Origin of the sequence: Saccharothrix sp. HUAS TT1, assembly GCF_040744945.1 — a bacterium.
Taxonomy (GTDB): domain Bacteria; phylum Actinomycetota; class Actinomycetes; order Mycobacteriales; family Pseudonocardiaceae; genus Actinosynnema.
The window spans coordinates 990,534-1,002,432 of the sequence record NZ_CP160453.1; the positions used below are offsets into that span (position 1 = coordinate 990,534).

At 72.6% G+C, this 11,899-nt stretch carries 11 protein-coding genes; 5 read left to right on the forward strand and 6 right to left on the reverse strand.

The features are described from left to right. Window positions 1–199: 199 nt before the first annotated feature. The 4 genes from groL to AB0F89_RS04875 all read right to left on the reverse strand — a co-directional run bounded on the left by groL (window position 200) and on the right by AB0F89_RS04875 (window position 4,306). Window positions 200–1,822 carry a chaperonin GroEL gene (groL, locus tag AB0F89_RS04860; RefSeq protein WP_367132962.1) on the reverse strand — a complete coding sequence of 541 codons (1,623 nt, stop codon included), beginning with the start codon at window positions 1,820–1,822 and terminating at the stop codon, window positions 200–202. A gap of 216 nt (window positions 1,823–2,038) precedes the next feature. Then, a complete protein-coding gene (locus AB0F89_RS04865) occupies window positions 2,039–3,271 on the reverse strand; it encodes a serine/threonine-protein kinase (RefSeq protein WP_367132964.1) in 1,233 nt (410 codons plus the stop codon). A 103-nt stretch (window positions 3,272–3,374) separates the two neighbouring features. Beyond that, complete coding sequence (locus AB0F89_RS04870) at window positions 3,375–3,581, reverse strand: cold-shock protein (RefSeq protein ID WP_033432301.1); 207 nt, start codon at window positions 3,579–3,581, stop codon at window positions 3,375–3,377. A gap of 80 nt (window positions 3,582–3,661) precedes the next feature. Beyond that, on the reverse strand, window positions 3,662–4,306 hold the full coding sequence (locus AB0F89_RS04875; RefSeq protein ID WP_367132966.1) for an AIM24 family protein: 645 nt from the start codon (window positions 4,304–4,306) through the stop codon (window positions 3,662–3,664). Between the two features lie 55 nt (window positions 4,307–4,361). On the opposite strand from AB0F89_RS04875, the gene glp reads away from it, so the two are divergent. The 4 genes from glp (at window position 4,362) to AB0F89_RS04895 (ending at window position 10,060) form a co-directional block, all read left to right on the forward strand. After that, a complete protein-coding gene (gene glp / locus AB0F89_RS04880; protein ID WP_367132968.1) occupies window positions 4,362–5,576 on the forward strand; it encodes a gephyrin-like molybdotransferase Glp in 1,215 nt (404 codons plus the stop codon). A gap of 187 nt (window positions 5,577–5,763) precedes the next feature. Then, window positions 5,764–6,477 carry a phosphatidylserine decarboxylase gene (locus AB0F89_RS04885; RefSeq protein WP_367132970.1) on the forward strand — a complete coding sequence of 238 codons (714 nt, stop codon included), beginning with the start codon at window positions 5,764–5,766 and terminating at the stop codon, window positions 6,475–6,477. Between the two features lie 4 nt (window positions 6,478–6,481). Continuing rightward, entirely contained in the window at window positions 6,482–7,456 is a 975-nt protein-coding gene (gene pssA, locus AB0F89_RS04890; protein ID WP_367132972.1) for a CDP-diacylglycerol--serine O-phosphatidyltransferase, read from the forward strand. A gap of 306 nt (window positions 7,457–7,762) precedes the next feature. Further along, complete coding sequence (locus AB0F89_RS04895) at window positions 7,763–10,060, forward strand: AAA family ATPase (RefSeq protein ID WP_367132974.1); 2,298 nt, start codon at window positions 7,763–7,765, stop codon at window positions 10,058–10,060. 132 nt (window positions 10,061–10,192) lie between these two features. On the opposite strand, the gene AB0F89_RS04900 is transcribed toward AB0F89_RS04895, so the two are convergent. Both AB0F89_RS04900 and AB0F89_RS04905 read right to left on the reverse strand, forming a co-directional pair. Further along, a complete protein-coding gene (locus AB0F89_RS04900) occupies window positions 10,193–10,864 on the reverse strand; it encodes a LytR C-terminal domain-containing protein (protein WP_367132976.1) in 672 nt (223 codons plus the stop codon). Next, a complete protein-coding gene (locus AB0F89_RS04905; protein WP_367132978.1) occupies window positions 10,861–11,157 on the reverse strand; it encodes a DUF3263 domain-containing protein in 297 nt (98 codons plus the stop codon). Before AB0F89_RS04905 ends, AB0F89_RS04900 begins: the two co-directional genes overlap by 4 nt. A gap of 110 nt (window positions 11,158–11,267) precedes the next feature. On the opposite strand from AB0F89_RS04905, the gene AB0F89_RS04910 reads away from it, so the two are divergent. Continuing rightward, window positions 11,268–11,852, forward strand: a complete 585-nt coding sequence (locus AB0F89_RS04910) for a peptide deformylase (protein ID WP_367132980.1) — start codon at window positions 11,268–11,270, stop codon at window positions 11,850–11,852. Window positions 11,853–11,899: the final 47 nt, after the last annotated feature.

The window sequence follows — 11,899 nt, forward strand, 5'->3', positions numbered from 1 at the left end:
GTGGTCAAGGGGTTCGGTCTCGTTTTAACCGAGGATCGGTAACGACGTTTCCGTACATTTCCGGGCCATGATCACCCGATCGTGTGGCCACTCCCCCATTCCACCCCGGTGACGGCGAAGGGCCCGGTTCGCCAGTGGCGAACCGGGCCCTTCGTGAACTCCAGCCGATCAGACCGCGGTCACGAGGACCGGGGGCGGATCAGAAGTCCATGCCGCCGGCGTCCGGGACGGCCGGGGCAGCGCCCGCCTTCTCCGGCTTGTCCGCCACCACGGCCTCCGTGGTGAGGAACAGGGCGGCGATCGACGCGGCGTTCTGCAGCGCCGAGCGGGTGACCTTCGTCGGGTCCGGCACGCCGGCCGCGAGCAGGTCCTCGTACACACCGGTCGCGGCGTTGAGGCCGTGGCCGACGGGCAGGCCCTTGACCTTCTCCACCACGACACCGCCTTCGAGGCCGGCGTTGACGGCGATCTGCTTCAACGGCGCCTCGACGGCGACCTTGACGATGTTGGCGCCGGTCGCCTCGTCACCTTCGAGGTTCAGGCCCGCGAACGCGATCTCGGCGGCCTGCAGCAGCGCGACGCCACCACCGGCGACGATGCCCTCCTCGACGGCGGCCTTCGCGTTGCGCACCGCGTCCTCGATGCGGTGCTTGCGCTCCTTGAGCTCCACCTCGGTGGCGGCGCCGGCCTTGATCACCGCGACGCCGCCGGCGAGCTTCGCCAGCCGCTCCTGCAGCTTCTCGCGGTCGTAGTCGGAGTCCGACTTCTCGATCTCGGCGCGGATCTGGTTGACGCGGCCCTGGATCTGCTCGGCGTCACCGGCGCCCTCGACGACCGTGGTCTCGTCCTTGGTCACGACGACCTTGCGGGCCTTGCCCAGCAGCGACAGGTCGGCGTTCTCCAGCTTGAGGCCGACGTCCTCGGTGATGACCTGGCCACCGGTGAGGATCGCGATGTCCTGCAGGATCGCCTTGCGGCGGTCGCCGAAGCCGGGCGCCTTGACGGCGACGGACTTGAACGTGCCGCGGATCTTGTTGACGACCAGCGTGGCCAGGGCCTCGCCCTCGACGTCCTCGGAGATGATCAGCAGCGGCTTGCCGCCCTGCATGACCTTCTCCAGCAGCGGGAGCAGGTCCTTCACCGAGGCGATCTTCGAGCCGTAGAGCAGGATGTACGGGTCCTCGAGGACCGCTTCCTGGCGCTCGGGGTCGGTCACGAAGTAACCGGAGATGTAGCCCTTGTCGAAGCGCATGCCCTCGGTGAGCTCGAGCTCGAGCCCGAGAGCGTTGCTCTCCTCGACGGTGATGACGCCTTCCTTGCCGACCTTGTCCATGGCCTCGGCGATGAGCTCGCCGATGGTCGAGTCGCCCGCGGAGATGGACGCCGTGGCGGCGATCTGCTCCTTGGTCTCGACCTCCTTGGCGGTCTTGAGCAGCTGCTCGGTCACGGCCTCGACGGCCTTCTCGATGCCGCGCTTGAGGCCGAGCGGGTTGGCGCCCGCGGCCACGTTGCGCAGGCCCTCGCGGACCAGGGCCTGGGCGAGCACGGTGGCGGTCGTGGTGCCGTCACCCGCGACGTCGTCGGTCTTCTTCGCCACTTCCTTGACGAGCTCGGCCCCGATCTTCTCCCACGGGTCCTCGAGCTCGATCTCCTTGGCGATGGAGACGCCGTCGTTGGTGATCGTCGGCGCACCCCACTTCTTCTCGAGCACGACGTTGCGACCCTTGGGGCCGAGCGTCACCTTGACGGCGTCGGCGAGAATGTTCATTCCACGCTCGAGACCGCGGCGGGCATCCTCGTCGAACGCGATCATCTTGGCCATTGCGGTGTGTTCCTCCGCCTGATTACGAATGGGGCCACTGCGGGCGCACGCCCACAGCGGAACACGGTGCTTCGGCCAGGCTCGGTGCCCGCGACGGACGACCAGCCCCCTGGAGGGGACGGGCCTCACCGTCCCAGCCTGCGTGTTGGCACTCAGGTGTTCCGAGTGCCAATACCGTGTTTAGCACTCGACGGAGGAGAGTGCAAGAAGAGCTGGTCAGCGGGACGTGCGGACGGGCACGCTGGTGGGCAGCGGTCTGCCGCTGGTCGTGCCCCCCACCTCGATGGACTGGCTGGTGCCGGTCGTCCCGGTCTCGCGCGGAGGTTCATCCTTCGGCGTGAGGATCACCACGAGGATGACGACGAGCACGATCGCGACCGCGCCGACGAGCACGGGCGCGAGCCACGCGGGCCGGGACTTGGCGGTGCTGGTGAACGCGCTCGCGCCGACCTGGGGCGGCGGGCGCAGCCGGACCGGGTCCTGCAGGAAGCCGGGCTGCTGTTGCTGCGGGTAGGGCGGCCGGTAGGGGGTCTGCTGCTGCTGGACGGGCACGCCGCCGGTCTGGGGTCCCAGCGGGCCGGAGTCGGCGCGGCGGGGCGGCGGCGGGGCCCCCTGGAGCGCCCCGGACAGCGCGGCGCGCGCCGCGGCGATCAGCTCGACGCACGACCCGTAGCGCTGGGACGGGTCTTTGGCGGTGCCCTTGCGCAGCACGTCGTCGATGGCGTGCGGCAGCGACACCACCGAGGTCAGCGACGGGATCTCGGAGCCGAGGTGGCCCTGGATGACGTCCTGCACGCCGCCCTGGAACGGCGGCCGGCCGGACAGGCACGCGAACACCATGCACGCGAGCGCGTACTGGTCGGTGCGGCCGTCGAGGGGTTCGCCGCGCAGGTGCTCGGGCGCGGCGTAGGTGGGTGAGCCGAGGAAGTCGCCGGTGCGGGTGCGGTGCCCGGTGGCGCCGCGCCTGGTCAGGCCGAAGTCGGCGAGGTAGACGTGCTCGCCCGCGGCTTCCTTGGCGGTGACCAGCACGTTCGCCGGTTTCACGTCGAGGTGGACCAGGCCCTTGCCGTGCAGCATGTCGAGCGCTTCGGCGACCTGGCCGAGCAGCGCGAGGGTGCGCGCGGGCGAGAGGGGGCCGTCCTTGATGTGGCTGGCGAGGTCCTGGCCGTCGACCAGCCGCATGGCGATGTAGAGCAGCCCGTCGACCTCGTCGAAGTCGTAGAGCGGCACGATGTTGGCGTGGTCGATCGCCGAGGTGTTGCGCGCCTCGTCGACGAACCGCTCGCGGAACTCGGCGTCCGCCGTGAGGTGTTCGCCGATGACCTTCAGGGCGACCTTGCGACCGAGCCTGACGTCCGTGGCCTTGTAGGTCACGCTCATGCCACCGCGGCCGAGCACCCCGTCGATCCGGTAGTGGCCCAACCGTCGCCCGCTCAGGTCCTCCGACACGCGAGCGAGCCTAACGTCCCCGTACAGGGGGTCGCGCGGGGTTCCCGGCAAACGCCGGCCGGCCGTGGCGCCCGACCCGCCGCGAAGCGGGCCGGGCGGAGGTTCACGACGCCTTTCGCACGTCCGACGCCTGGCTGCGGCCGTCGCGCCCCGCCTGGATCTCGAACTCCACGCGGTCCCCCTCGGCCAGCGTCCGGAAGCCCTCCATCTGGATCGCCGAGTAGTGCACGAAGACATCCGGCCCGCCGTCGGCCGCGATGAAGCCGTACCCCTTTTCCGAGTTGAACCACTTGACCGTGCCGACAGCCAAGACGTCCTCCTTCGAGAAATACCCTGAGCAAACCGCCACGCTAGAGGCACGAGGGGGTTCGCCGATACCTCCTTATGGAGTCATGAGCGGATGCTGAATCCGTTGTCGCGCAACCAACTGACGAGTCCTCGCGGGCTGCGGGTCCGGGTCAGCACGAGGCCGGGGCCGGCGAAGTCGAGCACCAGTCCTTCGCCATTCCGCACGGATTGGGGCGCGTCCGGGGAAACGGCGCGCAGCCGGCACTGGACGGTGTCCGCGAACGCGACGACGTGGCCGCTCGCGACGGTGACCAGCTCGCCCGGTTCGAGGGTGACCACGTCGAGCGTGCCGTAGCAGCTCAGCACGACGGGCCCGGCGCCGAAGGCGTAGGCGAGGAAGCCGTTGTCGCCGCCGTGCAGGGCGCGCACGGGCGGCGCGGCCGGGTCGAGGCGGGCGGTGGCGGCGCAGGCGAGCCAGCTGTCCCGGCCGACGCACCAGCCGGTCGTGCCGTCGAGTTCGAGCACGTGCAGGTCGCCGGGCAGGGGCGGGGCGACGTCGACCCAGCCGCCCTCGGGGCCCGCGGTGCACAGCGCGGCGCTGACGCCGGGCGCCTTGGTGCGGCCGTCGACGGCGACGCCGAAGCTGGTGGCGAGCACCGAGGAGCGCTCGACCACCACCGGCTCACCGGGCGCCAGGACGAGTCGGGCCACCCCGAAGGTGGGGGTGTGGCGGGTCCGGACCTGCAACGTTCCCCCTCGTCGTGATCAGCCGGTTGGAGCAGTCTGCCACGGGCGCGGCAGGATGGTGCGCGTGTCGAACACGCTGACCCGAGTCGCTGATCACAAGGCCCGCGTCGCCGGGCTCGTCGGGCCGATGCCGGTGGTGGAGCTGCCGGTGGCCGACTGCCTGGGCCTGGTGCTGGCGGGCGACCTGGTGGCGGCGGTGCCGCTGCCGCCGTTCGACAACTCGGCGATGGACGGTTACGCGGTGCGCGCGGCGGACGTGGCGTCGACGCCGGTGGAGCTGCCGGTGGTGGAGGACATCCCGGCCGGGCGGGCGGCGTCGGCCCCGCTGGCGGCGGGCACGGCGCACCGGATCATGACGGGCGCGCCGGTGCCGGCGGGCGCGGACGCCGTGGTGCAGGTGGAGTGGACCGACGGCGGCACGTCGGTGGTGCGGGTGGACCGGTCGGTGGTGGCGGGCCAGAACGTGCGGCGCAGGGCGGACGACGTGGCGGCGGGCGCGACGGTGCTGCGCGCGGGGGTCGTGCTCGGTCCGGCGCAGCTGGGGTTGGCGGCGGCGCTGGGCTTCGGGGCGCTGCCGGTGCGGCGCCGGCCGCGGGTGCTGGTGCTGTCGACCGGGTCGGAGCTGGTGGGGCCGGGTGAGCCGCTGGAGCCGGGGCAGATCTACGAGTCGAACGGCGTGATGCTGGCCGCGGCGGTGCGCGAGGCGGGCGGCGAGGCGGAGCTGCTGCGGTTCGTGCCGGACGACGTGGCGCGGTTCCACGAGGCGATCGCGCCGCGGTTGGCGTCGGTGGACCTGCTGCTCACGTCCGGCGGGGTGAGCGCGGGCGCGTACGAGGTGGTGAAGGACGCGTTCACCGGGCGCGGGGTGGAGTTCACGAAGGTCGCGATGCAGCCGGGCGGGCCGCAGGGCGCGGGCCGGTACGGGGGCGTGGCGGTGGCGACGCTGCCGGGGAACCCGGTGAGCGCGCAGGTGTCGTTCGAGGTGTTCGTGCGGCCCGCGCTGCGGGCGGCGATGGGGTTCGCCGGGGTGGAGCGGCCGACGGCCGTGGCGCGGCTGAGCGCCCCGATCACGTCGCCGGCCGGGCGGACGCAGTTCCGGCGCGGGCTGCACGACCCGGCGTCCGGGCAGGTGGTGACGCCGGTGGGCGGGCCGGGTTCGCACCTGCTGTCGGCGTTGGCGATCAGCAACTGCCTGATCGAGGTGCCGGAGGACGTCACGGAACTGGCGGCGGGAGCCGAGGTCGCGGTGCGCCTCCTGTACGGAGAGTAGTGCTGGGTTGACGCTCCGGCGTTGATCAACGGTGTGACCGGACTTACACTGGTGGTGGTCCAAGTCCTGGTCGCGGTCCTGGTCCGGCCGTGCGTTCGTCGGGGGACGCACGGGCGGGCCGGACGCAGCCCGGCGGAGCCGCGTAGCGTGTGGCGGGCCGGAAGCACCGCCCTGACACGGAAGAGCCATGACCGTCGATCGCGACAAGCACAGTGGTGCCGTCTCCCACTTCCTCGAGCTCGCCCGGGGGATCGTCCCCCCGATGCACCCCGCGGGCCGCCCCTTCGTCGCCGGCGCCGCCGTCGCGACACTGCTGCTGCGCCGGTACTCCAAGCGCGCGGGTGTCGTCGGCGCGGTGCTGACCGCGTGGGTCGCGTGGTTCTTCCGCGAACCCAAGCGCACCACGCCCACCAGGCCCGACCTCGCCGTCGCGGCCGCGGACGGCACGGTGTCGCACGTGGTCGAGGCCACGCCGCCCGCCGAGCTGGGGCTCGGCGCCGAGCCGATGACCCGGATCAGCGTGTTCCTGTCCGTGTTCGACGTGCACGTGCAGCGCGTGCCCGTGCCCGGCCTGGTGCGGCAGGTGTCGTACCGGCCCGGCAAGTTCCTGTCCGCGGACCTGGACAAGGCCAGCGACGACAACGAGCGCAACACGGTGTGGCTGACCACGCCGACCGGGCACGACGTGGTGGTCGTGCAGATCGCCGGCCTGGTGGCGCGGCGGATCGTGTGCGAGGTCGCCGAGGGTGACAAGGTGACGGCCGGGCAGACCTACGGGCTGATCCGGTTCGGCTCGCGGGTCGACCTGTACGTGCCCGTCGGCAGCCGGGTGCTGGTCGAGGCCGGGCAGCGCACCATCGGCGGCGAGACCGTGCTGGCCGAGCTCCCCGCGGAGGGCTGAGCCGATGGCTCCGAGCGGGCCGGGGATCAGGCTGCTGCCGAACGCCATCACGGTGCTGGCGATGAGCGCCGGGCTGTCGGCCGTGCACTTCGCCATCCAGGGCATGTGGGGCGCCGCCATCGGTTCCATCGCGGCGGCGGCGCTGTTCGACGGGCTCGACGGCCGCCTGGCGCGGCTGCTCGACGCCACCAGCAAGATGGGCGCCGAACTCGACTCGCTGGCCGACGCCATCTCGTTCGGCGTCGCGCCGGCGCTGGTCATCTACGTGTGGCAGTTCGAGGACAGCCGGCAGGGCTGGGTGATCTCGCTCGTGTTCGCGGTGTGCATGGTGCTGCGGCTGGCGCGGTTCAACACCCTGCTGGAGGTCGAGCAGCCACCGTACGCGAAGGAGTTCTTCGTCGGCGTGCCCGCGCCGGCCGGCGGGTTGCTGCTGCTGCTGCCGCTGATCCTGGACGAGCAGCTGGGCCGGTCCGGGTGGTGGTCCAGCCAGGTGGTCGTCGCGGTGTGGACGGTGGCGGTCGCGATGCTGCTGGTCAGCCGCATCCCGACGCTGTCGGTGAAGACGATCAAGGTCCCCCCGCGCTTCGTCGCGCCGCTGCTGGTGCTGGTCGGCCTGCTGGCCGCCGCCGTCATCACGTTCCCGCTGGTGGCGCTGAGCGCGGCGATGCTGGTGTACCTCGCGCACCTGCCGTACTCGGTGCGGCGGTACCGGTGGCTGGCCAAGCACCCGGAGGCGTGGTCGGTGGCGGCGGCGGACCGGCGGGCGATCAAGCGGGCGCACGGCGTGGCGGCGCGGCGGTTGGGGTTGCGGCAGCCGCTGGGCGGTCGGGTCGCTGGTGCGGCCATGCGCGCCGTGCGGCGGCCTCGGCGCGGGGTGGACCCGACGCAGGTGGCGGCGGAGGCCGGCGGTCGGGTCGGGCGGTCGGGCAAGCGGCGGGGGTGGCGGCAGATGGGCTTGCGCCGGCACGACCGGCCGTAGGTCGGTAGGGTGCTTCTGAGCTGGGGTTATGCGGGTGGTCGGCGGTACACGATCGGGTGATCTCGACACCGGGAGTGTAGCGAAACGCCGTTTTTGAAGGCGCCGAACGTCGGTTGAAACAACGAGGCCGCCGACCAACCGCCCACCTCCGCTCGACCTGCCCGTGCCCGACCTGCCCGTGCCCGACCCGACCTGCCCGACCCGACCTGTCCGACCCGACCTGCCACCACGACCCACCAACCGGAACCGGCCGCCCGGCACCGCCCAACACCGCGCGGCGCCGCCAGGCCCAACTAGGCTCGACCCGTGATCACCCTGACCGTCCGCCTGTCCCCCTCGGCCCTGGACACCCGTCGCGGCGTGGTCCGCCTCCACCCGGAGGTGCTGGACGCGCTCGGGCTGCGCGCGTGGGACGCCGTGCGGCTGACCGGAGCCCGGGTGAGCGCCGCCCTGGCCGCCGCCACCAACGGTGACGGGCCGCCCGGTGTGCTGCTGGCGGACGACGTGACGCTGTCGAACCTCGGCGTGGTGGAAGGCGCGGAGGTGGTGGTGGCGCCGGTGGACGTCGCCGCCGCCCGCACGGTGATCGTGGCCGGGTCGCGGTTGGCGAGCACGTCGCTCACGCCCGAGACGCTGCGCATGGCGCTGACCGGCAAGGTGCTGACGGTCGGTGACGCGGTCTCGCTGCTGCCGCAGGACCTGGCGCCACCGCCCGGTGCGGATGTGAGCGCCACGCGCAGCAAGCTGTCCAACGCCATCGGGATGACGTGGACGAACGAGTTGCTGACGATCACGTCTGCCGACCCCGCCGGTGGGCCGGTGGCCGTGCAGCCGTCGACGGTGGTCGGCTGGCGCGATGGGGCTCGGACCGGTGACGCGTCGGCGGTCCCATCGGGGGCGGGGGCGGCGGTAGGGGCAGCGGCGGGTTCGGGTGTGGGGGCGGCGAGGGCGTGGGGTGGTGGGCAGGTCAGCGCGGGGGTGGTGGCCGGGCCCGGGGGTGGGTCGGGGGTGGGGGGCGCGGCGGTCGAGGTGGTGGTGCCGGCGGTGCCGGTTGCGGATCTGGTCGGGCAGCAGGAGGCAGCGAAGCGGTTGGCGGAGTGGTTGAACCTGACGTTCAGCCACCCCGAGCTGCTGACCCGCCTGGGGGCCACGCCGCGGTTGGCGGCGCTGGTGAACGGGCCCGAAGGGGTCGGCAAGGCGACGTTCGTGCGAGCCGTGGCGGCAGGGGCCGGGGCGGCGGTGGTGGAGGTGGCGGCGCCGAGCATCGCCGTACTTGAGGCGAACGCGGCGGCGCAGCGGGTGGTGGACGCGTTGGCGCGGGCGCAGGAGCAGGCGCCGGCGGTGCTGTTGCTGACCGACGTGGAGGCGTTGTTGCCCGCGGCCTCGCCGCCGCCGGTGGCGACGGTGGTGCTGGACGCGTTGCGCCGTCGTCCCGACGGGGTGGCGTTGGTGGTCACCAGCGCCCACCCGGAGGCGGTCGACCCGCGGCTGCGGGTGCCGGAGCTGGTCGACCGGGAGCTGGTCCTGCCGCTGCCCGACGGCGGTGTGCGGACCGAGCTGCTGCGGGTCCTGCTGCGCGACGTGCCGGTCGAGTCCGATGTGGACCTCGGCGCGGTCGCGGACCGGACTCCCGGGTTCGTGGCGGCGGACCTGGTGGCGTTGCGGCGGGAGGCGGCGTTGCGGGCGGCGTTGCGGCAGCGTGACGTGGACGAGCCGCGGGTCGGGCAGGCGGACCTGGTGGGCGCGCTGGAGAGCGTTCGCCCGATCTCGATGTCCACTTCGGACACCTTGCGGACCGGTGGGCTGACGCTGGACGACGTCGGCGACATGACCGAGGTGAAGCAGGCCCTGACGGAGGCCGCGCTGTGGCCGTTGCAGTACCCGGATTCGTTCGCCCGGTTGGGTGTCGCGCCACCGCGTGGGTTGTTGCTCTACGGTCCGCCGGGGTGCGGGAAGACGTTCCTCGTCCGGGCGTTGGCGGGCACCGGGCGGTTGAACGTGCTGTCGGTCAAGGGCGCCGAGTTGATGGACAAGTTCGTCGGCGAGTCGGAGCGCGCGGTGCGCGAGTTGTTCCGGCGGGCGGCCGAGGCGGCGCCGGCGCTGGTGTTCCTGGACGAGGTGGACGCGTTGGCGCCGCGGCGCGGGCAGTCGTCGGACTCGGGCGTGTCGGACCGGGTGGTCGCGGCGTTGTTGACCGAGTTGGACGGGGTCGAGCCGTTGCGGGACGTGATCGTGCTGGGTGCGACGAACCGGCCGGAGCTGGTGGACCCGGCGTTGTTGCGGCCGGGGCGGTTGGAGCGGTTGGTGTACGTGCCGCCGCCGGACGCGGAGGCGCGGGCGGAGATCCTGCGCGCGTCGTCGCGGAACACGCCGTTGGGGTCGGACGTGGACCTGGGTTCGCTGGCCGAGGAGTTGGACGGGTACTCGGCGGCGGACTGCGCGGCGTTGATCCGGGAGGCGGCGTTGACGGCGATGCGGGAGTCGTTGTCGGCGGCGGAGGTGACGGGTGCTCACCTCGCGGCGGCGCGGGCGGCGGTCCGGCCGTCGTTGGACCCGGCGCAGCTGGCGACCCTGGCCGCTTACGCCAAGTCCCGCGAGCGGTAAGTCCCGCGAGCGTTCAGGCCCCGCGAACGGTGAGTTCGCGGGGCCTGAACGTTCGACTCGCGGGACGCGGAGGTTCGACTCGCCCGACGTGAGTGTTCGACTCGCGGGACGTGGGGGTTCGACTCGCGGGGGTCAGGAGGCTTTGCCGGAGGGGCCCTGGTAGTCGTTGGTGACGATGACGATGATGCCGGGTTGGGCGGACTCGATGCCGTTGAAGCGGGGTTCGACGCGGGCCTTGAGGATCCTGGCCAGTTCGGTGGCGGAGGCTTCCTCGTCGGTGCCGGGCCGGAAGTAGACGGTGGTGGTCGGGATGGTGCCCTGCGAGTAGTTGCCCTTCTCGGCGACCTGCCAGCCGGCGCGGAGGACGTCGTCGGACGCGCGGCCCGCCAGGCCCTGGGTGGTGCTGTTGTTGTAGATGCGCACCGAGGGCTTGGGGGCGGGGTCGACCGGCGGCGGGGGGACTTCGGCGTTGGTGCCGCCCGGGGTGGCGCCGGGGGTGCCGGTCGGGGTGCCGCCGGGGGTTTCGCCGGTGGTGGTGGGTGCGCCGGTGGTGGGCTGGGGCGTGTCCGAGGACGGGGCCGGGGTGGTGGTCTCGCCGGGCGGGACCGCGGTGGTCGGGCCGGCGGAGGCGGTGGAGGTGTCGGCCGGCGGGGTCGACTGGGCGGTGGACGGGTCGTCGCCGGGGCCGCCGGTGAACAGGCTGATCAGCCCGATCACCAGGGCGACGACGGCCACGCCGATCAGCGCGTAGCCCGCGGCGCGGGCCGGGTGGGCGGGGCCCGCGGGCTGTTCCGGGTTCGTCATCGGCGCTCGACGCCCAGCCTCTTGGCCGCGCGGGCGCGTTGCCTGCCGGAGCGGGACCTGCGCAGTCTCTTGATCAACATCGGATCGGCGGCCAACGCCTCTTCCTTCTCGATCAACGCGTTCAGCAGCTGGTAGTAGCGCGTCGAGGACATGTCGAACAGCTCCTTGACGGCCTGTTCCTTCGCACCGGCGTACTTCCACCACTGGCGCTCGAAGGCCAGGATCTCGCGCTCCCGGTCGGTCAACCCGTCGTCCGGCCCCTCCGCCGGCGCCAGTGCCTCTGCGGCGTCCATCTGGCTCCTCAGCCGTGTCCCGTGCGTGGGTGCCATTACATCACGTGATCTTGGTCCGGGTCGGCTCATCGGTCGGCGCGTCCGATCGGCTCGCCGTTAGGCTGCGCGTCATGGCAGTTCACCCGATCCGGATCGCCGGAGATCCCGTGCTCCACACCCCGACCCGCCCGGTCGAGGTGTTCGACGAGGCGCTGCGCACGCTGGTCGACGACATGTACGAGACGATGGCGGCGGCGAACGGTGTCGGTCTCGCGGCCAACCAGATCGGGGTCGACCTGCGGTTGTTCGTCTACGACTGCCCGGACGACCAGGGCGTCCGGCACCGGGGTGTGGTGGTGAACCCGGTGTTGGAGACGTCGGAGGTGCCGCTGGGGATGCCGGACCCGGACGACGACTTCGAGGGGTGCCTGTCGGCGCCGGGCGAGTCGTACCCGACGGGTCGGGCGGCGCGGGCGAAGGTGACCGGGTCCGACGGCGACGGGAAGCCGGTGGAGGTGGAGGGCACGGGGTTCTTCGCCCGGTGCCTGCAGCACGAGACCGATCACCTGGACGGGCTCATCTACCTGGACCGGCTGGTGGGTCGGCACAAGCGGGCGTCGAAGAGGATGTTGAAGGCCAACGGGTGGGGTGTGCCGGGCCTGTCGTGGGACCCGGCGACGTCGGAGGACCCGTTCGCGGACGACGAGGACGACTGACCGGGGCGGGCTCAAGCAGGGCGGGCTCAACCAGGGCGGGCTCAAGC